17 protein-coding genes are annotated in these 20,604 nt (G+C 60.0%); 6 read left to right on the forward strand and 11 right to left on the reverse strand.

Annotation, left to right across the window (positions count from 1 at the left end; genetic code table 11):
• The first annotated feature begins 197 nt into the window (after positions 1-197).
• Positions 198-1,139 carry a LysR family transcriptional regulator gene (locus IB244_RS07465; RefSeq protein ID WP_169683273.1) on the forward strand — a complete coding sequence of 314 codons (942 nt, stop codon included), beginning with the start codon at positions 198-200 and terminating at the stop codon, positions 1,137-1,139.
• 24 nt (positions 1,140-1,163) lie between these two features.
• Here IB244_RS07465 and IB244_RS07470 read toward each other — a convergent pair whose 3' ends face one another.
• The 3 genes from IB244_RS07470 to IB244_RS07480 are packed head-to-tail and all read right to left on the reverse strand — an operon-like array spanning position 1,164 to position 3,864.
• On the reverse strand, positions 1,164-1,964 hold the full coding sequence (locus tag IB244_RS07470) for a M55 family metallopeptidase (RefSeq protein WP_192303701.1): 801 nt from the start codon (positions 1,962-1,964) through the stop codon (positions 1,164-1,166).
• Complete coding sequence (locus IB244_RS07475; RefSeq protein WP_192303703.1) at positions 1,961-2,998, reverse strand: P1 family peptidase; 1,038 nt, start codon at positions 2,996-2,998, stop codon at positions 1,961-1,963. Before IB244_RS07475 ends, IB244_RS07470 begins: the two co-directional genes overlap by 4 nt.
• Positions 2,999-3,012: 14 nt before the next feature.
• Complete coding sequence (locus tag IB244_RS07480) at positions 3,013-3,864, reverse strand: D-amino-acid transaminase (RefSeq protein ID WP_192303705.1); 852 nt, start codon at positions 3,862-3,864, stop codon at positions 3,013-3,015.
• A 556-nt stretch (positions 3,865-4,420) separates the two neighbouring features.
• Between IB244_RS07480 and IB244_RS07485 the strand changes: the two genes are divergently transcribed.
• The 3 genes from IB244_RS07485 to IB244_RS07495 are packed head-to-tail and all read left to right on the forward strand — an operon-like array spanning position 4,421 to position 8,543.
• Complete coding sequence (locus tag IB244_RS07485) at positions 4,421-5,593, forward strand: acyltransferase family protein (protein ID WP_192303707.1); 1,173 nt, start codon at positions 4,421-4,423, stop codon at positions 5,591-5,593.
• A 3-nt stretch (positions 5,594-5,596) separates the two neighbouring features.
• Positions 5,597-6,700, forward strand: coding sequence for a glycosyltransferase family 2 protein (locus tag IB244_RS07490; RefSeq protein ID WP_192303709.1), 1,104 nt, complete (start codon positions 5,597-5,599; stop codon positions 6,698-6,700).
• Positions 6,701-6,758: 58 nt separating this feature from the next.
• Complete coding sequence (locus IB244_RS07495; protein WP_192303713.1) at positions 6,759-8,543, forward strand: ABC transporter ATP-binding protein; 1,785 nt, start codon at positions 6,759-6,761, stop codon at positions 8,541-8,543.
• Positions 8,544-8,654: 111 nt separating this feature from the next.
• Here the strand turns inward: IB244_RS07495 and IB244_RS07500 are convergent, their stop codons facing one another.
• The 6 genes from IB244_RS07500 to IB244_RS07525 are packed head-to-tail and all read right to left on the reverse strand — an operon-like array spanning position 8,655 to position 14,897.
• Positions 8,655-9,932: a BatD family protein gene (locus IB244_RS07500; protein ID WP_192303725.1), complete on the reverse strand. Its 1,278-nt coding sequence runs from the start codon at positions 9,930-9,932 to the stop codon at positions 8,655-8,657.
• A complete protein-coding gene (locus IB244_RS07505; RefSeq protein ID WP_192303730.1) occupies positions 9,929-11,482 on the reverse strand; it encodes a vWA domain-containing protein in 1,554 nt (517 codons plus the stop codon). The genes IB244_RS07500 and IB244_RS07505 overlap by 4 nt, the downstream gene beginning before the upstream one ends.
• Positions 11,479-12,468 carry a vWA domain-containing protein gene (locus IB244_RS07510; RefSeq protein ID WP_192303732.1) on the reverse strand — a complete coding sequence of 330 codons (990 nt, stop codon included), beginning with the start codon at positions 12,466-12,468 and terminating at the stop codon, positions 11,479-11,481. The genes IB244_RS07505 and IB244_RS07510 overlap by 4 nt, the downstream gene beginning before the upstream one ends.
• On the reverse strand, positions 12,455-12,967 hold the full coding sequence (locus IB244_RS07515) for a DUF4381 domain-containing protein (protein WP_192303734.1): 513 nt from the start codon (positions 12,965-12,967) through the stop codon (positions 12,455-12,457). The genes IB244_RS07510 and IB244_RS07515 overlap by 14 nt, the downstream gene beginning before the upstream one ends.
• Positions 12,967-13,923 carry a DUF58 domain-containing protein gene (locus IB244_RS07520; RefSeq protein WP_192303736.1) on the reverse strand — a complete coding sequence of 319 codons (957 nt, stop codon included), beginning with the start codon at positions 13,921-13,923 and terminating at the stop codon, positions 12,967-12,969. The genes IB244_RS07515 and IB244_RS07520 overlap by 1 nt, the downstream gene beginning before the upstream one ends.
• Positions 13,920-14,897, reverse strand: a complete 978-nt coding sequence (locus IB244_RS07525; protein WP_018858015.1) for an AAA family ATPase — start codon at positions 14,895-14,897, stop codon at positions 13,920-13,922. The genes IB244_RS07520 and IB244_RS07525 overlap by 4 nt, the downstream gene beginning before the upstream one ends.
• A gap of 352 nt (positions 14,898-15,249) precedes the next feature.
• Between IB244_RS07525 and IB244_RS07530 the strand changes: the two genes are divergently transcribed.
• Together IB244_RS07530 and IB244_RS07535 are read left to right on the forward strand one after the other, a co-directional pair.
• Positions 15,250-16,221, forward strand: coding sequence for a sugar-binding transcriptional regulator (locus IB244_RS07530; RefSeq protein ID WP_100248133.1), 972 nt, complete (start codon positions 15,250-15,252; stop codon positions 16,219-16,221).
• Between the two features lie 64 nt (positions 16,222-16,285).
• Entirely contained in the window at positions 16,286-18,340 is a 2,055-nt protein-coding gene (locus tag IB244_RS07535) for a bifunctional aldolase/short-chain dehydrogenase (protein WP_192303827.1), read from the forward strand.
• A 115-nt stretch (positions 18,341-18,455) separates the two neighbouring features.
• Here the strand turns inward: IB244_RS07535 and IB244_RS07540 are convergent, their stop codons facing one another.
• Positions 18,456-19,508 (reverse strand): substrate-binding domain-containing protein, encoded by a 1,053-nt coding sequence (locus tag IB244_RS07540; protein WP_192303738.1) that lies wholly within the window; start codon positions 19,506-19,508, stop codon positions 18,456-18,458.
• A gap of 62 nt (positions 19,509-19,570) precedes the next feature.
• Positions 19,571-20,572 (reverse strand): ABC transporter permease, encoded by a 1,002-nt coding sequence (locus IB244_RS07545; protein WP_192303829.1) that lies wholly within the window; start codon positions 20,570-20,572, stop codon positions 19,571-19,573.
• Between the last annotated feature and the right edge of the window lie 32 nt (positions 20,573-20,604).

The raw sequence follows: 20,604 nt of genomic DNA on the forward strand, positions 1-20,604 counted from the left end.
CCGGACGAACCCGGCATTAAGGACAGGCGATGCGAAGCGCTCGCGCCGTCCATGAATTTCTGTCGTGTGACAAGGTGAAAGCTTGTGGCAGGCTTGGCCAATTCGGTTTTGGCACAACCTCATGCGAATTTGGCATATCTATTCAAGATGAATGACTTATGCTGAATTGGGCGAGGAGCATTGGGGAGGAGAATGGAATGGAAATCAAATGGCTGGAGGACTTCGTGACCCTTGCGGACACCTCCAGTTTCTCGAGAGCGGCTGAACTGCGCAACGTGACACAACCGGCCTTCAGCCGCCGAATCAAGCAGCTCGAGGGATGGCTGGGCGCGACCTTGATCAGCCGTGCGGCGATGCCTGCCGAGCTGACGCCGGCCGGCCGGAATTTCCTGCCCGTCGCACAGGAAACGATCCGGTCATGCTATGCGGCGCGAGAGGCCCTGCGTCCGTCACATGAACCCGGCCTCATACGCTTCGCGGCACTGCACACGCTGACGGTTACATTCTTTCCGCAATGGTTAAGGGCGTTGGAGAAAGCAGGGGGAGCGTTCAACACCTCGCTGATACCGGACCGAGGTGGCATCGAGGCGAACCTGGATGCGCTCGTTGGCGACGAGGCCGATTTCTTCCTGACCTACGCCCATCCGGAGGTGCCATTCCATCTCGACCGCGGCAAATTCGCGTGGCTGACCGTCGCCCACGACAGGCTGATCCCTCTGGTGGCGCCGAACGTCATCGTTTCCGGTCACTCGCAAGCCGGAAGAAATTTGCTGGATCGGGCCGTCGAGCAGCAGCGGCTGGCAATCCCCTATCTCAGCTACGGCTTCAATTCCTTCTTCGGCGTAGCTCTCTCGCGTCTTCTGCTTCGCCGCCCGCCATTTCGCCGCCGGACGACACATGAAAATACGATCAGTGCCGGTTTGATGAACATGGCGCTTGCGGGAGCGGGCGTCTGCTGGCTGCCTGAAAGCCTCGCACGCGACGAGATGGAGTCAGGGCGCCTCGTCCCCGCCTCGAAGGACGAGGGGTGGAACCTCGATCTCGAAATCCGCCTCTACCGCCACGCGGCGAGCCGCAATCGCAAGGTCGACGAACTCTGGCGCATGTCCGGGCAATTGCTGGAGCGCGAGCCGGCCTGACGACCGGCTCACGAAACGACAGGCTCAGACCTTCATGAAAACGAGTGCACGCAGGATTTCGGCAAAATCCGCATTGGCGAAAGCAACGGCGCGCGGACCATGGGCTCGTGCGCCCGGGTACCAGCCAGCACGATAGGCGTCGGTCGGATTGTTGAACTCGATCACCACTTCGTAGCGCTCGGCCCGGTCGGGGAGCGCCTGACTGAAATCCGCCGACAGCGCGGACGCCACACCCTCGCGGATAAGCCGGCGCGACCAAGCGGGCGAGATCGACGTGGAGGCACGGCCTTTTCCTTCAAGTGTCTCCACCGTGGACATACCGGGCACCATCGCGCGCGCTTCCGCGCACATGGCAGCGTCGCCGGACAGGAAGACGGAAGGCACCCCATATCCCGCCGCGCAGAGGGCGTTCACGGTGAATTCGGAAGCCACCTCACCGTTCAGGAGCAGGCGCGATATGCGCAGGTTGGACGTGTGAGCGAGCGGATTGGCCTCGCTGCCTGCCTTGGAATGGTAGCCGGTGTAGATCGCCGCCGCAAAACCGGCATCGAGACCGAACATCATCGCATCGGGATGCCCCGACCAGCCACGCACGATCCGGACATAGTCTGGCAACCGCTCGAGGATCAGGTTGCGCCCGCTGTCATGGGCATCCTTGATCACGACCTCGGTCGCTCCCGCAGCGCGAGCCCCGTCGCAGGCAGCAACGACCTCGGCAGTCATCAGTGCGCGGAACTCGTTCCAGTCGGCATGCGTGCGCTCGGCCTCGTCCCAATGAACGATACCTGCGGTACCTTCGATATCGGCAGAGATGAAAACTTTCATTGCAGCGGGTTCTCCTGTAGCCAGTCGGCAAGGGCGGGATAAAGGCGGCCGTTGCGGCCGGGCGTTGCAGGCGCCATGCAGAGCGCGTTCAGTACCGCCTCCTGTGTGGTTTCAGCGGCAGCGCGGAAGGCGGTGTCGATGAACGCGTCGGAAAGCCGTTCCTGGGCCGTAATGGGTGACGCCGGTTCATGATCGACCGGATCGGCGGTGGTGAAGCACAGGCAGATATCGCCGCTACCATTGCCCCAGAAGGCACCGAGTCGCGCCAGCCCCGCACCGCCGCGTTTGGCGACGCGCTGCAGCTGGCGATCGCCGAGCGGCAAATCCGTCGCCATGACGACGATGACGGAGCCCCGCTCCGGGCTGGCTGGACGGCGAGGATCCGGCCGGCGACCATCGGGCAGAATGAGATCGCCGGCAGCGCCGAAATTGGCAAGAACCAGTGTTCCCAAGGTGAAATCACGCTTCGCAATCCGCAGTCGCCGCGACGCGGTACCAATGCCAGCCTTGAAGCCGAACGCCGTCATGCCGGATCCGGCTCCGACCGCACCCTGCTCCACCTCACCCGTCCGTGCGTCGTCAAGCGCCGCACAGGCGTCGGCGGGCGTTACCGCCATGGCCTGGATGTCACTGATGCTACCGTCATTGCATTCGAAGACAAGGCCATTGACCGTTGAGGTCTTGCGCCCGATGGCCGGATTTGCCGCGATCGCACGGCGAATCAGCGCTTCGGTGCAGGCGGCCACACCAAACGTATTGGTCAGGAGAATCGGTGTCTCGATCGTGCCGAGTTCCGCGACCTGCATCAGTCCCGCCGACTTGCCGAAGCCGTTTATCACCTCGACCGCCGCACGCGGCTTCCTGCGAAAGATGTCGCCTGGATGAGGAACAATGGCGGTGACGCCCGTATGGATGCCTTCGGCGCTGAGCGAGCGGTGCCCAACCGCCACGCCAGGCACATCGGTAATGGCGTTTTCTGGCCCGGGAGCCATTACTCCCTCAAATATCAGTCCGAGTTCCCGCGCTGTTTTCATCTCTGTTCTCTTGTCTATGCCAGAACGCCAGCCGCCTTCAGATAGAGCGTCTGGAGGTGACGCGTCATCGGGCCAGGCTTGCCGTCGCCGATCGACTTGTCGGCAATGCGCACGACCGGCATGACCAGACTCGAGGCTGAGGTCTGGAACGCCTCGGCGGCGCCCTGCGCTTCCTCGGGCGTAAAGGCACGCTCTTCGAAGAGCAATCCCTGTTCGGCACATAAACGTGCAACGGCGCGCTGCGTACAGCCCGGCAGCGTGGCACGGGAAGCCGGCCGGGTGAGGATTCGTCGATCCGCAGTGATGATATGCGCAGTCGAAGACGCGCCTTCCGTCACCAGTCCGTCCTCGACCAGCCAGACATCGTCGAAGCCTCGCGCGCGTGCCGCCTGTTTGGCCATGACCTGTGCGAGCAGCATTGCCGTCTTGATGTCCCGCCTCTGCCAGCGCTGATCCGGAGCCAGGTCGACGGAGATTCCGTCGCGCTGCGCCGCGGTTCCCGTGAGCCGCTTCGCCTGGGTGAAGCCGATCAGCTTCGGCTCCATCCTGTCGCTGTACAGAAAGTCGCGATCGGCCTCGCCGCGCGAAACCTGAAGATAGACGGTGCCGTGCTGCAGGTCATTGCGTTCGATCAGCTCCAACTGGATCGAGACGATGCGATCCAGAGACAAGGCCAGGGGAATGTTCATCTCCTTCAGAGAACGGGCGAACCGAGCCAGATGCAGATCGTTGTCAATCATCCGGCCCTCGATCACGGCCGTGACCTCGTAGACCGCGTCGCCGAACAGGAAGCCGCGATCGAAAAGACTGATTCGCGCCTCCGCCTCGGGAACGAAAGACCCGTGAACAAAGACGATCCTGCTCATGCAACCCTCATTTCGACTGTTTGGCCCAGGCCGGCACATTGACGCGAACTTGGGCCGGCTGACCAATTCAATTTCGGCAAAGGGTCATGCAGAAAAAGCCTCGCCTTTGGTTTGCAACATCGCGCCGCGATGACGGCCTGACGACTTCTCCCCTCCCCGCAATGAGAGCGCAATTCACGCGCTCGCAGCGAGCACCGAATAGCTTTCGGGCATCTGGGCCAGCGGCTCGTCTGATGTCAGCTGGCAATCGACAAGCCGTCATGTTCCGGGTGCCCGCGAGTGGCTTTTGGAACCCGATCTGGGCTGAAGAATTGGAGGATCAGTGCCGACACGCGAAGCCCCGAGATTGAGGCAAACCTTGACGCGCAGGCATCGGACCAAAGTCTGATCACACGCCAGGGTCACAGTTTGGCCCGATTCCGCCAGAATTTTCGCGCCTGCGTCGATACTTCAGTTCGTCTCGTCCGGGACGGCACAATCAGCAGCAATGCGAGCTGCAAGAATGCCATCGAGGAAGGCTCTCACAGGAGCGAGTCCCGATCGGCCAAGGAGATTCATGTCTCGCGACCGGCAACTGGACGGACTTAGGACTCTCGCAGTCACAATGGTCCTCTATCACCACTTCTTTGCGGTCAATGGATCAGTCCTGGGCCATCTCGGCGTACGTCTGTTCTTCGTCCTCAGCGGCTTTCTGATAACCCGGCTCCTGCTGGACGCACGTTCCTTTGCCGACTACCAGCCGAGTGCGGCACTGAAGGCATTCTACATTCGCCGCGCACTGCGCATATTTCCTCCTTACTTCGCGATGTTGGGCTTCATATGGTTTGTCAACCTTGAGGGCGCCCGGGGCAGCCTCAAGTGGCACGCGCTGTATCTGTCGAACTTCTGGTATGCGCTTCGAAACGAATGGACGCCCTGGGTGTTGTGTCACGCCTGGAGCTTGAGCATCGAGGAACAGTTCTATATCGCCTGGCCTCTGGTGATCCTGCTGGCTCCGCGCCGGCTGATTGCGCCTGTTTGCGTCGCCGTCATAGCATTCTCGCTGGCCTATCGCCTCTATTGGCCATTTACGGGCACACCATCTCTGGCGCGGGACCTCCTTCCTCCGGCGTCCGTCGATGCGCTGGTGGCCGGCGCTCTCCTTGCCGTCTACCGCAGGAAAACCGAGGCTTGGCCCCTATGGATTGGGCCCCGATGGATTGGCCAAAGTGTCGTGCCCTTAACCATAGCCTCGATCACGTTCCTATGGTTGAAGTCGGTGTCCATGACACCGTCCCTGGAATGGGTGACATGGATCGGCGGGGAGGTGTTCCCCCTCATACCCCTCGTCATGCTGGTCGGATGCTGCTCATCGGGCATGCAGGGTGCATTCGGCCGGATGCTGGAACGACCGACGAGTACCGCGATCGGACGTATGAGTTACGGGGTTTACCTATTTCATCCAGTTGTGCTGTCGCTGGTCATCAAGGCTCAGTCCTGGATCCCGGTCAATGTCTCAGAGCAGGGGCCCGGTCGTTTTGTGGTTGCGACCGCAGCGACATTGATGCTGGCTTCGATTTCCTGGCTGGCATTCGAGAGGCCGCTCAACCAGCTCAAGCGCTATTTCCCCTACGTCGGCTCCGCGAGGCCGAGCACGCCGTCGTCCCGGCCGAGCATTGATGGCGAGCGGGGGTATGAGGCTTCGGCCTATCGCCCGAGCTACGCCAACCCTGATGAACGCGGGAGCTGAAGGATGTCTGATCCACTGATCTCCGTCGTGCTGCCGGTCTATAACGGTGAACCCCATGTTGCCGCCGCACTCGAAAGCATTCTGCGCCAGGACTACACCCGCTTCGAGGTCATCGCTCTTGACGACGGATCGACCGATGGCTCGCTGGAGGTCCTCCAACGATATCAAAACGCCGACAATCGCATCCGGATCGTCTCACGGGAAAATCGTGGGCTGATTGCGACGCTGAATGAGGGAATCGCCTTGGCGAAAGGCGATCTCATCGCCAGAATGGATGCAGACGATATTTCCTACCCGTCGCGCTTCTCGCGTCAGGTCGCGCTCTTTGCCCGACAGCCTCAGCTCGCCATCAGCGGCACCGGCATCGATCAGCTTCTCGGCAACCGGGTGGTCCGAGGCAGGCCAAATCCAATCTATCAGACTGGCGATTGGCACATCTTGTCGATGTTTTTTACCATCTTCTTGCATTCGACAGTGATGTACAACCGCAATGTCATTCCCGACGACATGCTGGTGTACGATGCAGGCTATGTCCATGCCGAGGATTTCGATCTCTTCGGACGCATTGCACGGCAATTTCCAGCCGCAATGATCGATGAGAGCCTGGTCGCCTATCGCATTCATAGCGACAGCGTCTCAAGCAGGCACAAGCGGCAAATGCGGCGAACCCACCTGAAGATCGTGGCCGAGAACCTTGAACGACAGTCTCTCTGCGACTATCCCGGCGCCCTTCACGATATTGGTGCTGCCGTCACCCATGACACCGTGCGCCGCGCTGCGGATTGCATACTTACGATCGAAAGAAAAATCGCCGAGCAGGCAGGCCGCGCGTCCTCGAGCTATGCGCATGGAACCTTGTGCTTCTTCTATTTCCTCTATCAGCTCATTATCGATGAGCAGCGCCCGGAGCTGACACACGCCTTTCTCACGCAGACGGGAAAGTGGCGGCTCATCCGGCGTCGAGAGCGATACGGCCTTCTTTCCGCCGCTTATGCACCGTGGCTGTGCCGTTTCTCGGACGGTGCAACCCGGCGCATGGATCTCATGACGCGGTACTATCAATCGGTGCCCGCCAAGTCCGTACAGCCGCTTCAAGGGCTAGCATGATGGCCGGTAAGTATCGCGAATTCCCGCGCGCACGCGTTCACTCGCGGGGGTCACAGCCATGCTAGAGTTCGCCAAGTTGAGCTTTCGGCTTTTGCGTCAGGCACTCGACCGGCAGGTCGGTCTGCTGGTGGTCGTCGTCATATTGGGACTAAGCACCGCCGTTCTCGAAGGTACGGGCATCGGTCTCATCATCCCAATGCTCAGCATTATCGCCGGCGGGGCGGAACCGTCGGGAATGGCGGGGCTCTCAGCGGTCTTTCAGCAAGTCGGTGCCGGGTTGGATGACCGGGCAAGGCTGATTGTGATTGCCGCCGCAATCCTCGGATTGATCACCCTGAAGAATGTGCTCGCCTTCGCCAACGCCGTGCTCACCAATTTGATCTACGGCAGGGCCGGCCATGCCATGCGAAGCTCTCTTGCCCGCCAGCTCTTGACTGTTGGATACTCATTCTTCCTCCAGCAAAGTCCGGGGCGACTGCTCAACATCATATCAAACGAGTCCTGGCGTGCTTCGGACGCAATCCAGACTACACTTTCAGCGGTCGTAAACGCATCGGCTGTGGTCATTCTCCTCGCCTTTCTCCTGCTTCTTTCATGGCAGATGACGCTTGGCGTTGCACTTGGGCTGGTGCTGATCCAGGCCCTGCACGCGCTTCTCTCAGCCAGCCTCAGAGCCCCGAGCCGCAAGGTCACGTCGTTCAACGGTGAACTTGCCGCCAAGATGCTTCATCTCGTTCACGCCGGACGGCTTATCCGCGCCTTCGGACAGGAACAGCGGGAGAAAGCAGTCTTCGATACCTCGTCGGATGCGGTCAGAGAGGCTGGCTTCGATCTCCAATCCCGCCAGGCAGTATTGCCGCCACTGACAGAGGTGCTGCATTCGGCTCTCTTTTTGACTGTCGTCGTCAGCGCCTGGCTTTGGGGTATTAGCTTTCCTGTTGTCGTGGCCTTCGTTGTCTTGCTTTATCGGCTGCAGCCGCATGTCCGTGCGCTGCAAATGGCATGGAGCGCCGTGCAAGGCTGGAGCGGGTCCCTGGAAGAGGTCAGATGGTTACTGGATCCGTCCGACAAGCCGAACCCACCGGCAGGCGATGCTCCGGTTCAGGCCATCCGTCAGCAGATCAAATTCGATGGCGTGACGTTCAAGTATCCGGGCTCCGGCTCGCGACCCGTCGTGCTGCGCGCTGCGACCTTCGATCTTCCCAAAGGTCGTTCAACCGCCATAATTGGACGGTCCGGCGCCGGAAAGACGACGATCGTCAATCTCCTATGTCGATTTGTCGAGCCTGACGGAGGAAACATTCTGGTCGACGGCACCCCACTCAATCAAATCGATCCGATGCAGTGGCGCAGACAAATTTCGCTCGCCAGCCAGGATCTCGAGCTGATTGACGGCACCATTCTCGAAAATATCACCTATGGCCACAGCGCTTCGCTTGAAGAGGTCAAGAACGCAGCCAGACTTGCTGAAGCGCACGAATTCATCGAGAAGCTGCCAGATGGATATGAGACCGTCGTCGGCTACCGGGGAGCTACCGTTTCGGCGGGACAGCGACAGCGCATCGCGCTGGCAAGAGCCCTGGTGCGCGATCCGGAAATCCTCATTCTGGACGAGGCCACGAATGCCATGGACGGACTGTCGGAGGCAGCGATTGTCGAAACCTTGAAATCAAGAGCCGGTCGGCGCACGACAATCGTCATCAGCCATCATCGCAGCACCATCTCGTTCTGCGACGAAGTCGTCATACTTCAAGATGGCCGCGTCAAGAACCAGACCTCCTTTGCCAAGATCGCGACATTGAGCATGGACCAGCTCTACGAGCTTGAAACGGCTTCCTCTTAGGTGTTGGCGCATGCCCACCACCGCGGCCAGCAGGTCACCAGGAGCTCGCATTCCCCGATATCGTCGCCAGTGGACGGTCTCCACCAAAGGCGAACCATCTATGGCTTCCGATCAAGGATTGAGCGGCGGAAGCACGGGGGACACGTTGAGGCGCGCTGGTCGGCGGTAGTCAACGACTGCGGCCAGTCGCTCCCTGTCGATTTCAGCACGCCCGGATCGGAACAGCTTTTGAGAAAGAATGTCGACCTGGCGCTGTAGGTCGGCGGGGCCGAAACGAACCCATTCCTCCAGCGTGCCATTCCCCAGACTTCGGCTCCAGGTTTGGAGACCATTATAGATCTCTTGTTCGCTCCCCGAGCGGATGAGTTGGCGGAGCCGCTTCAAGCGGTAGCCGTGCGATGCCTGGTGTTTCAGGCGCGCGTTCTGCAGCAGACTGTTGATCACCGGCCAAAAGCGGAAGACAGCCCACAACACTCCCATCGCCGCCAACAGCCCCAAGATAGCAAGGGCGACTTTCTGTCTGACGACGTGTGGCGCCTGGCGTCGTACGTCATCCAGTACAGGCTTGATCGGGGTAGTGGCGACGGCGGGAGAGACGGCAACCGTTATCGACGGCAGCGAAGCGGATGTCTGCTCATGGCGCGCGACATCGAACCAATCATAGGAAACCGCAGGGATTGTAAACGACCCTTCCCTGTCCGCGGTATACACATATGTTTCGGTACGGCGGCTTGCCGTCTCGCGCCCGACGGGGATGCCGTCTTCGATCTTCGGTTGCTTCTCGTATTGATGCAGCCCCGAAACGGTCCCGACCCCAACCGGCGGTATCATCATGGCTTGCGTGTTTTCCACCGTCACCGTGATTGTTCTGACGAGAGCATCGCCGACCTTGAGCGACGGGGCGCTCGGGTCGAAAGCCTGTTCGATCGTGAGATCGCTGGCTGCGAAGACAACCCTTTGCCCAGCGGCCCCGGATGCCTCCCCGGCGTTGAACGAAACCGAAGGCATTTTCACCGTTGCCCTTGTCGGCTTTCCATCGACCGAATAGCCCAACCCGATGTCGATCTCCGGCAGAACAAACTTTCCGGGCGCCTGCGGCACGACGGCATAGGATTTCCGAATTCCGGAATATTGAACGCCGTCGATGGTTTCACTGATGTTCTGCGTCCGCTCTTCTGGAAGAGTGACAAGAGCGTCTGGAACATCAAAAAGAGGAAACTGCGGAGGCGAGGTAAAGAAATCAGGCGCGAACACATCGACATCAACTCGCACCTGCTGCCCCGGCACTATGTTGCCGTTGTCTTCCACGGTGGCACGCGCGAAGGGTTCCGCTCCCCAGGCCAGGGCCGGTAAAAGCAAAAGGAACACACCCGGCAGAAACTTCATCATGGCTTGGTCTCACCCGCCTCGATGGCAAATTTTCGCGCCATGAGATCGGCGGGGCTCACCTGAATGTTCTTCATCCACATCTCGGACGTCTGTTCTACGACCTGGACCTCGCCTGGCTTGCCCTTGTCGGCTTTCTTATCGAATTGAACGCTGTCGGGCTTTTCGTTCGGATCCTGCTGCTGCTCTTGCTCCTTGTCTTTGTGTATTTTCAGAAGTCGCTGCGCGAGTGCCAGGTTTCCTTGCGCGTCGGACCAGTGATTCCGTTTTTCCAAGGCCTTTTGGAAGGCCGAAACCGCCTCTTCCAGATCGCCCAGATGGAAGAACGCGTTTCCCTGATTGTACCAGCTGTCCGCGCTGTCGATCGACGCAAACGCATCGATGGCATCCTGATAGTGACCGGCACGATAGAGCGCCGTCCCCTTCCACATGGGATCGCGGAAGTGCGCGGAGGCCGATGCATAGTCTCCTCGCTCATAGGCGAGACGGCCCTGCTGATCCGGCGTCAACCAAAGGTCCATGAACCCGGCTGCTCCCGCGGACGAAGGTTGGAGCAGATGAAAGCAGAGCCCGATCGCTGCGAACTTGACCAGCCAGCCTCGCCGAAACGAAAGCGCTGATAGCACCGCCGCCGGTGCGATGAACCACCATCCGACGTCGTGCCAGCGATCTCCCTGTGATGTCGTTTGTTGAGCGAAATTCGTCCTTACGCGCTGCCCGACCCACCTGATGTCGGTGTCATCGTCCGTCATCGTCGCGACATCCGCTCCAGCGTCATTCGCGAACTTCTTCAGAGCTTCCACATCCAGCTTGGCATTGATCCGAGCGCCACCTGCGTCATTGACGAAGCTACCGTCGGAGCGCTTGACGACGCCACCCTCCGGGGTGCCGACACCGAGAACGACAATTGCGCTATGCAGCCCGTCGGACGCGACTGTCGCTCCCGCCTCGACGCCATCGGTTATAAGGAGGATCGTTCCGGGAGCTCCATCCCGCTGAAGCAGCCCATCCGCGAGTTTCAGGGCCGCAGGGGTATTCCTACCGGGCTTTGGCATAATGTCCGTGGCGAGCGCATCGGTATAGGTCTCGATGAGATCGGTGTCATCGGTCAGAGGGACCACCAGATGCGCCGTACCCGCGTAAGCGACGACAGCAGTTCGTGCGCCATTCCGGCCAGCCAGAATGTCGTGGATCTTCAGCTTGACCCGTTCAAGCCTGCTGGGGGAAACGTCGATGGCGTCCATCGTCGACGAAAGATCAATGGCAATGACCAGGGAAGCCGTGTCGGCAACGAAGGGAGGGGCTTCGCGTTTCCAGGTCGGTCCGGCAGCACCGAGCACCGCTATCGAAATCACGGCGGCCAACATCCAGGCTGGCATATACCGACGTCGCCCGTCGGGCTCGATCACGAGGCTGTCGAGCAGGTGCGGCGCGATCATGCCCTTCCAGCGATTGCGAATATCTCCTGAACGGGAGGCCATCCAGACGATTGCCGGCGGCGCCAGAAGAGCGAGCAGCCACAGAGGGCGCAGGAAATGAAAGTCGGAGATCATGCCGGCAATCTCCTGCGAACAAGGCTATACAATCCGGTTAGACCATACCAGGCGAGGATCGTGGCGATCGCTCCGCCCAGCGGCCAGAAGAACAGCTCGGTTCTGGGACGCCAGGAAAGCTGCTTTTGGTCCTCAGGCGTGATCCGATCAAGCTCGTCGTAAATCTCTTGAAGCTGCCTTTGATCACCCCCAAAGAAGTAGCGGCCTCCCGTATCAGTGGCGATCTTCTCGAGCGACGCGGTGTCGAGTTTGTCCTCCCCCGTCGCCGCAGGGTCGCCAATACCGACCGTGTGGATGACAATCTGCTTGCTTTTGGCGATGCCGGCAGCTTTCAGAGGCGGCATCTTGCTGGCTGTATCGTTCCCGTCGGTCAGTAGTATCAGGACCTTTTGCGGCACCGTTGTCTTCTCAAACATTCGGATGGCGAGCCCAAGCGAATCCCCCATTGCCGTGCGCGGACCGGCAATGCCGGGCAAAAGGCTTTCCACGAGGTTTTTGACAAGGGCGTGGTCCATCGTGAAGGGAGCAAGGGGATACGGCGCGTCTCCGAAGGCGATCAACCCCAGGCGATCCCCGGGTCGTCTGGATACGAAATCGGAAACAACGGTTCGAACTGCCTCAACGCGCGCCTTTGACGTACCGTCGGGCGCGGCGAAATCGCGCGTATCCATCGATTGCGAGAGATCGAGCGCGAGCAGGATGTCTCGCTGCGGTTCGGTCTTCACGACCGGTGGTTCGACATATTGCGGCCGAGCCAGAGCGAGAACGATGAGGCACCAGGCGATCAGATCGACCGCGACCTGCATCCAGGACCTCTTCGGCACGACGGAGCCCTCGGTGGGCTCCACGCCGGCAGCGCGCGCGACCTCGTTGAAAAACGGGAGGCGGATCGAAGCGGACGTTTCACGATGCGGGGGCAACAACCACCACACGATCAGGGGAGTCGGCAAGATCAGGAGCAGCCAGGGGAAATCAAGCTGGTACATGATGCCCCTCGATCCAACGTCGAGCGTCGCGAACAAGTCCGTCTGCAGCCTCTGTGGAAACCGGCGTACCTGCCTGGTACTCGAGATCGTCAAAGAACCGATGAAATCCCTCGGAGTTCGTCATATCGCCATGCTCGACAAGAAATGCTGCCCAAGCCAGCCCGGAGGTCGCGGCAACATCCTTCCGCGGCCAAGCCGCCAGAGCTGTACGCTTGAGCAATTCACCAAGGTCGCGGAGTGCCCGCGCGCGTTTATCGGCGTCACGAACCGCGACCTCTATTGCCTGAAGGTGCTTCAAGGCTTCTCGGCGGTAGGCGTTTTTCCGCCACCGACGATAGGCGAGCGCGCACCACAGCAAGATCGCAGAGAGCAGGAGCAGCGCGACAATCAGCCAGCCCCAGGTTTGAGGCATCCAGGAAACCGACGCGGGGACCGCGATGTCCTTCAGCGAACGAAGCGCCATTTCGGTGATGGGGTCGAGTTTGGGTTCGGAGTCCATCATCGCCTCCGCTGACGCCAGGCGGATTGCTCAAGCAGGCTTCTGAGCTGTGGAGCGACCTCTTCTGCGGTGGAAATCGGAAGCATCGGAAGGCCGAGTTGCCGTTGCCATTCCCGCAATTCGCGACCGCGATCACGGGCAAAGGTGTCGATGGATTGGCGCACGGCTGCTTGCCTGAACGAGAGCTCCGCCTGCAGCGCACCGCCGCTCACCACGATATCTCCGGTTGTCGGCAATTCGAGCATGAACGGATCGTAGATCAACAGGCAGATGACATCGTTGCGGCTGGAAAGCTCGAGAAGGAGCTGCCGCGTTGTGTCCCCATGGCCATCGTAGTCGCTGACCACAACCAAGAGAAAATCGTGATGTGCGACGCCCGCGACCTGCCGGAGAACGTTGTCCAATGCCTCGGGTGATGGCACCCCCGCATAGGTGGACTTCAACATCCCGTTCTTTTCGGCGATCCTGTCCGCCAGCGCAATCACGGCATTCCGGCTGCGGTGCGGCTTGATCTCGCTGATGTCTTCATCATTAAACACGAAGCCGCCGACGCGGTCACCGGACCCCAGTATGCGCCAGGCCGCGAGCATCGCCGCTTGCGCGGCTGCTACCGATTTCATCGTGAAGCGACTGCCAAAGAACATGTTGATGCGCTGGTCCACGACAACAATTGCAGGACGCTCCTTTTCCTCGCCGTAGACCCTGACGACGGGCTTCCTCGTTCGGGCGGTGACGCGCCAATCGATCGCGCGGACGTCGTCACCGGGGAGGTACTCTCGCAGCTCTTCGAAAATCAAACCCCGGCCACGCACCGAGGACTGCATGCGCCCCGCAAGCTGCTGATGGCTACGCGCACGCTGTATGAAAGCCAGGTCGCGCGCGCGTCCCTCCAGGGCAACAAGTTCCTGGGTCGTGACGTGTATGCCGTTCCCGATGCTCGGTGTCGGGGCCTTCATGAGACTGCCACCAATTCAGTGATGCGATTGATCACCTCATCCGCGCTCGTATTAGAGGCATGCGCCTCATAGGACAGAATGAGGCGATGGCGCAGGACGTCGTTGACGACCGCCTTGACGTCGTCAGGCGTCACATAGTCGCGCCCCTTGAGCCAGGCATGCGATCGTGAAACCTTATCTAGGCTGATGACGCCGCGCGGGCTCGCCCCGACATGCAACAGCTTGGCGAGATCCTTGTCGTAGCGATCCGGGTACCTCGTGGCTATCACCAGAGCGACGATATATTTCTCCACCGGCTCTGAAACCGCAGTGGCACCGATTTCCTTCCGCGCGTCGAATATCGCCTGGGGATTGAGTCTCGGGGCATCGGCGTGCTTGTCTTTGTTCTGCCCTGCATTCTCCTCGTCGCGATTGAGGCGCATGATTGCGACCTCGGACGTCTCGTCGGGGTAGCCGACTTCGACATGCATCAGGAAGCGGTCAAGCTGAGCTTCCGGCAAGGGATAGGTGCCTTCCTGCTCGATAGGGTTCTGCGTCGCCATCACCATGAAAAGGTCGGGCAGCGGATAGCTTGTGCCGCCGACGGTTACCTGCCGCTCTTCCATCGCTTCCAAAAGCGCGGATTGGACCTTGGCTGGCGCGCGGTTTATCTCGTCGGCGAGGATAAGGTTTGCGAAGATCGGTCCCTGCTGAAATTTGAACTCGCCCTTTCCACCTTCGGAAAAATACACCTCCGAACCAGTAATGTCGGCGGGAAGCAGATCCGGCGTGAACTGCACACGTGACAGCTCTGAATCGAGGTTCTTCGCCAGGCTCTTTATCGCTCGCGTCTTGGCAAGTCCCGGAAGACCTTCGACAAGCAGGTGCCCGTTTGCAAGGAGACCGATGATCAGCCGCTCGACCATTGTGTTTTGACCAATGATGGATTGGCTGACCCGTTTGCCAAGCTCGAAAATATCGTCACGCGCCGTCATTCAGACTTCCTCCGATATCCGGCGGCAAGGGAGCTGACCTCAGCCCATCACCGCCCGTATCGAGTTTGCCTTCAATTCGTCGCGACTGAAGTACGCAACGGTAAATCCACCGGAACCGGGCGTAACATTCCAACCCTTATGCAGGTGGATGGCCGTTGGCTCCGCCTGCCGGCAACGCGGATCGGTTGCGGCGCAGATCTGCGACTGCTAGGTGGCGCTTGCCCATGCCTGACGAAGGTTGCACGGCAACGTTGACACGGCTGGAACGCAAGAAATAAGCAACAATGATGCTGTTTGACTTTTGTCAGCGCGCATGAATAATGTCGAAATCAATCATTCTGGAACGATCCGCATGCCAATACGCTCTACCGACCAGGTCCTTCACAAGGCCGCCTGGCTCTACTACACACACGGCATGCGGCAGGATGAGGTAGCAAAGCATCTTGACATCTCCCGCGCCTCTGTTGCGACCTACCTGCGGCGCGCGAGGGAAACCGGCATCGTCAACATCGCGACATCAACGCAACTCTTCGCAGACGACGTGTTGGCCCGGCAGTTGGAAGACGCAGCTGGACTGAAGGCAGTCTGGATTGTTCCAGAAGACAGGCATGCCCTCGACCCAACGGCGGAAATGCCTGTCGTCGCCGCGGCGGTATTCCTGGAACTGATCGGCAAGGATGACAGAATTGGCGTTGCCTGGGGCCGGACCGTCTATCACATCGCCGACGTCATGCCTTTTGCGGACCTGCAGGGGGTAACCGTCGTCCAGCTCTGCGGCAATCTTGGAGCGCCTTATTCATACCGACCGGATCAATGCACCACGGAAATAGCAAGGCGGCTGAACGCCCAGGGTATCAACTTCTATGCACCACTCGTTCTCAGTTCGGAAAGGCTGGCGCAGGAGTTGCGTCAAGAGCCCGTGATTCAGGAACAACTCGCGACCATCCCTCACTGCACACTTGCCCTTTATTCAGTCGGCGGGATTGAGGCTGATAGCCATTTGGTAAAGTGCGGTGCGTTGACGGCTGAGGAGTTGCGAGTGCTCGGAGAGGCGGGCGCGGCAGGCGTGATCGCCGGCCAGGTGATCGATCGAGACGGGCAATTGATGGATTGCGCCCACAACCGTCGCTGCATTTCGGCCGACCTCGATTCGATCCGTTCCATTCCGAAGCGGATGATGGTGGTTCAGGAAGATGAAAAGCTCGAGCCGCTTGTAGCCGCCATCAAGGGCGGATTTGCGTCACATCTCATCGTCACCGCCTCCATGGCTCGCCGCCTGCTCGAGCGCTTGGGCAGCGCCACTGTGGCCGCCAAAACGGAGTGATTTCAGCTTATATCAGACAAGGCGGCGCCTTGGCGCGTGCTTTGCGCGAGTGGAGGAGGACATGATGGAAAATCTTTGGCGCGACAGTGATGCCGAAGCAATGGTCGAAGCTTACGGTCGGAGGGGCGTCAACCGTGACCTGGCGCTCCGGACCTATACGACGCGACTGCTTGGCAGCGAACCGCGGTTGGTATTGCATGGCGGTGGCAATACATCCGTGAAAACGGCCGTCCGCGATCTGATCGGCGAGGACTGGGACGTCCTTTGCGTCAAGGGCAGTGGTTGGGATATGGGGACGATCGAACCCGAGGGATTGCCCGCCGTCAAAATCGCACCGCTGCTGAAAGCGCGCAAGCTGCAGAAACTGTCCGACGAGGACATGGTCACGCTACAGCGGGCCAATCTTATCGATCCCGCCTCCCCCAACCCCTCTGTCGAGGCGCTCCTGCATGCGTTCCTGCCGCATAAATTCGTCGATCACACCCATTCGACGGCAATCCTTGCCATTGCCGACCAGGCAAGAAGCAAGGAGATGAGCTCAGAGGTTTTTGGCAAGAAGATGGGCTTCGTGCCTTACATCATGCCTGGCTTCGCGCTAGCCAAGGCCGCCGCCGAGGTCTTCGATCGCGATCCGAGCGTGGAGGGCCTGATCCTCGACAAGCACGGCATCTTCACCTTCGCCGACACGGCAAAACAAGCCTATGACCGGATGATCCATTATGTGATGTTGGCTGAGGACTACGTCCGTCGTCGCGGCAAGACTCCATTCACGTCCGGACGCCTACCGCAACAGACGGCGGCGGCCAATGAGATCGCTGCAATGTTACGCGGCGCAGTCGCTGTCGCCCGCGGCGAGGGCCGGTTCGACCGGATGATAAGCGAGTTTCGTGTGTCCCCGGCGATCCTTGATTTCGTCAATGCGGCAGAAGTTGAGGACATGGCGGCGCGCGGCGTTTCAACACCGGACCTCTCCATCCGGATAAAGACCGGCCCGCTTGTGCTGCCGCCTCCAGCGGCAGGCAAGCTCGCGGAGTTCCGATCGGTGATCGATGAGCGCGTCGCCGCGTTTGTCGCTGCCTACACCGCGTACTTTCGCGAGAACGATGCACGCGACGACGTGAAGCGCACCATGATCGACCCTATGCCGCGGCTGACTTTGATTCCCGGCGTCGGGTTGTTCGGCCACGGTCGCACTTTCAGGGATGCACAGATCGCGGCAGATGTCGGTGAAATGTGGATCGAGGCCGCGCGCGACGCGGAATCCATCGGCCGCTTCGAGCCGGTCAGCCGGCCGGATCTCTTCGATCTCGAATACTGGTCCTTGGAACAGGCCAAGCTTGCCGGCGCCAAGCCGAAGCCTCTCACAGGGCAGGTGGCCCTCGTTACCGGGGGGGCCGGCGCGATCGGCGCGGCGACTGCAAAGCTTTTCGCGCGCGAGGGTGCCCATGTCGTGGTCGTCGATCTCGATGCGGCCAAAGCCGGCGACGTCGCCAGGGCGATCGGTAACCAGTCCATCGGCGTCGCCTGCGATGTGACCGATCCGGCTTCCGTTCGCGGCGCCTTCGATAAGGCCATCTCGACCTTCGGCGGCGTCGATATTGTCGTCTCCAATGCCGGCGCGGCCTGGGAGGGAGCGATCGCGACGCTCGATGACAGCCTCCTGCGCAAGAGCTTCGAACTCAACTTCTTCTCACACCAGCTCGTTGCGCAAAATGCGGTCCGGATCATGAAAGAACAGAGGACTGGCGGTGCACTGCTCTTCAACGCCAGCAAGCAGGCGGTCAATCCAGGCTCCAAATTCGGTGCGTACGGATTGCCCAAGGCAGCTACGTTGTTTCTGTCGCGGCAGTATGCTCTGGAACATGGAGCCGATGGAATCCGCTCCAACGCCGTCAACGCCGATCGCATTCGTTCCGGTCTACTGAACGATGAGATGATTGCCAACCGGGCGGCAGCGCGCGGTCTGTCGGTGCAGGATTACATGGGCGGCAACCTTCTCGGCCAGGAAGTAACTGCCGATGACGTGGCGCAGGCATTCCTGCACCACGCGTTGGCCGACCGGACAACGGCCGATGTGACAACCGTCGACGGTGGCAATATCGCCGCAGCGCTGCGTTGACGCGATTTGCTCTCCTGCTTCAAACAGGAGAGCAAATGGCCCGCCGAGGCTTTAGCTGACCCTAACAACACGTAAGACGGCCCGAAGGCCGCCTCGCGTTTCCTCAGATTTCTTATTACTTCTTGTTCGGCAGCGGCATCCAGGCTGGAACGGCCACATCAGCATGAGCGAACTGCGGCAACTTGGCGCCAAGTTCTTCCATATTCTTGATATCTGCGTCCTTCAGGTCCTTCTGCGTGATCAGCGTCGGCGGGACAATCACATTGTGGCCCGGATCTTCGCCGGCAAGCAGCATGGCAAGCGCGCGTACCGAGACCTGGCCAACGACGGCGGGGTTGGTAGCGGCTGTAGCTGCCCAGGCGCTGTCCTGCTCGCGCATAGCGGCGATATCAGACGTCGAAATATCGGCCGAATAGATCTTCACGCTGGTTGAAAGACCAGCTTCGTCCACCGCGATCTTCACGCCCTTGGCGAACTCATCGTAGGGTGCGAACATCACCTGGACGTCTGGATTGGCCGACAGCACGGAGCGTGCCTGGTTGGCGACGGAGTTTGCGATCGGATTATCCATTGTTCCGAACATCGCCGCTTCATTGATGCCCGGGTACTTTGTCTTGAACTCTTTCCAGGTTTCGTCGCGACGATCGAGCGGCGCAATGCCAGCGACGTAGACGTAGCCGGCCTTCCAGGCGTCGCCATTGTCCTTGACTGCCTGCTCAAGCGCGAGGCGCGCCAGATCGCGGTCCGATTGCTCGATCTGCGGGATCTGCGGGTTCTCGACGTTGACATCGAAGGCAACGACCTTGATGCCAGCGTCAACGGCACGCTTGGCGGCTTCCTTCATCGACTCCGTAAGGCCATGCTGGATGATAATGCCATCGACCTTCAATGCAATTGCCTGATCGACCATATCAGCCTGCAGCGCCGCATCCTGGCGGCTATCCAGCACGCGCAGATCGACACCCAGGGCCTTGGCCTGCGCCTCAACGCCAGACAGGTACGACTGGAAGAAATCGCCGGTCGACAGATAGCGCACGAGAGCGATCTTGACTTGGCCAGGGTTGTCGAAGGGCTTGGGCATGTCGGCCGAAAGGGCAACGCCCGAGAAGGCTGTCGCTCCCATGAGGCCTATTGTCAGCTTGCCGAGTGTTCTACGCGTAATCTTCATTCCTGTCTCCTCCACAGTAGACGCTTTGTTGTTCATGCGTATGCGCGAAGGGCCTCCCAGCCCTATCGTTTGCCTCTCTCCGAAAGAGCAAAGGTAAAGACCAGCGCGATGACGAGCACCGCGCCCTTGACGAAGTCCTGCGTATAGTAAGGCGCGTTCATCATCGTGAGGCCCTGCAGCAGGACACCGACGAAAAGGGCCCCTACTGCAGTCCCAAAGGCATTCGGCTTGGCGACTCCGAGCACGGCAAAGCCGATCAGGGCGGCGGCGACCGCGTCGAGCAAAAGATTGTTGCCGGAGGCGATGTCACCACGACCCAGACGCGCAGCAAGCAGAATGCCACCGATCGAAGCGAAGACGCCTGAGATGACGTAGGCAAACATCTTGTAGGCATTGACAGGCGCACCAGCGAGTTCCGCAGCACGCTCGTTCGAGCCGACGGCATACATCATCCGACCGAAGCGGGTGTACTCCAGAAAAAACCAGATAAGGATGGCGAGCACGATCAGCACGACGACCGAAACTGGCACCAGATTCGGAAGAAGGAAGTCAAACTTGTGACGTCCAAGTGCCAAAAAGGCCGGGCTGAAGCTGCCAGTTGCGGTACTGCCATCGGGCAGGCTCATCCCGGTCGCGATCGACCGACCCTCGGTCGGAATGCGCTGCAGCCCGACAAGAAGGAACATCATTCCGAGCGTTGCCAGCAAGTCGGGAACGCGCATGTAGACGACCAGGAAACCATTGACCAACCCGATCACTATGCCGATCAGCAGGCAGACGGCGATCGCCGTCAAAGCATCACCGTTCAAGATCACCATGATGTATGACGACGCCATCATTGCTGTCGTTGCGACCGAACCAATCGACAGATCGAAGCCACCGACGACCATGGTCGCTGTGACACCAAGCGCCAGAATGCCTGTGATCGATACCGACTGCAGGATGAAGACGGCGCTTTGCGGCGAAGCAAACCCGCTCGTAGCTATAGAGAAGTAGACGAGCATCGCCGCAAGCAGCAGCAGAAAGCCATAGCGGATAGCGAACTCGCGAATATTGGCGCCCATTGCTTGCGGTGGAACGATTTTTGCCGGCTGCG

Source organism: Rhizobium sp. RHZ02 (genome assembly GCF_014851575.1).
In the GTDB taxonomy this organism is placed as follows: domain Bacteria; phylum Pseudomonadota; class Alphaproteobacteria; order Rhizobiales; family Rhizobiaceae; genus Rhizobium; species Rhizobium altiplani.

Bases quoted from the DNA above. Each gene is read 5' to 3' on its own strand.
- IB244_RS07495 (WP_192303713.1), top strand. From the start codon at position 6,759: ATGCTAGAGTTCGCCAAGTTGAGCTTTCGGCTTTTGCGTCAGGCACTC.
- IB244_RS07520 (WP_192303736.1), bottom strand. From the start codon at position 13,923: ATGAAGGCCCCGACACCGAGCATCGGGAACGGCATACACGTCACGACC.
- IB244_RS07540 (WP_192303738.1), bottom strand. From the start codon at position 19,508: ATGAAGATTACGCGTAGAACACTCGGCAAGCTGACAATAGGCCTCATG.
- IB244_RS07535 (WP_192303827.1), top strand. From the start codon at position 16,286: ATGGAAAATCTTTGGCGCGACAGTGATGCCGAAGCAATGGTCGAAGCT.
- IB244_RS07505 (WP_192303730.1), bottom strand. From the start codon at position 11,482: ATGATCTCCGACTTTCATTTCCTGCGCCCTCTGTGGCTGCTCGCTCTT.
- IB244_RS07525 (WP_018858015.1), bottom strand. From the start codon at position 14,897: ATGACGGCGCGTGACGATATTTTCGAGCTTGGCAAACGGGTCAGCCAA.
- IB244_RS07475 (WP_192303703.1), bottom strand. From the start codon at position 2,998: ATGAAAACAGCGCGGGAACTCGGACTGATATTTGAGGGAGTAATGGCT.
- IB244_RS07470 (WP_192303701.1), bottom strand. From the start codon at position 1,964: ATGAAAGTTTTCATCTCTGCCGATATCGAAGGTACCGCAGGTATCGTT.
- IB244_RS07500 (WP_192303725.1), bottom strand. From the start codon at position 9,932: ATGATGAAGTTTCTGCCGGGTGTGTTCCTTTTGCTTTTACCGGCCCTG.
- IB244_RS07465 (WP_169683273.1), top strand. From the start codon at position 198: ATGGAAATCAAATGGCTGGAGGACTTCGTGACCCTTGCGGACACCTCC.
- IB244_RS07515 (WP_192303734.1), bottom strand. From the start codon at position 12,967: ATGGACTCCGAACCCAAACTCGACCCCATCACCGAAATGGCGCTTCGT.
- IB244_RS07510 (WP_192303732.1), bottom strand. From the start codon at position 12,468: ATGTACCAGCTTGATTTCCCCTGGCTGCTCCTGATCTTGCCGACTCCC.
- IB244_RS07480 (WP_192303705.1), bottom strand. From the start codon at position 3,864: ATGAGCAGGATCGTCTTTGTTCACGGGTCTTTCGTTCCCGAGGCGGAG.
- IB244_RS07530 (WP_100248133.1), top strand. From the start codon at position 15,250: ATGCCAATACGCTCTACCGACCAGGTCCTTCACAAGGCCGCCTGGCTC.
- IB244_RS07490 (WP_192303709.1), top strand. From the start codon at position 5,597: ATGTCTGATCCACTGATCTCCGTCGTGCTGCCGGTCTATAACGGTGAA.
- IB244_RS07545 (WP_192303829.1), bottom strand. From the start codon at position 20,572: ATGGGCGCCAATATTCGCGAGTTCGCTATCCGCTATGGCTTTCTGCTG.
- IB244_RS07485 (WP_192303707.1), top strand. From the start codon at position 4,421: ATGTCTCGCGACCGGCAACTGGACGGACTTAGGACTCTCGCAGTCACA.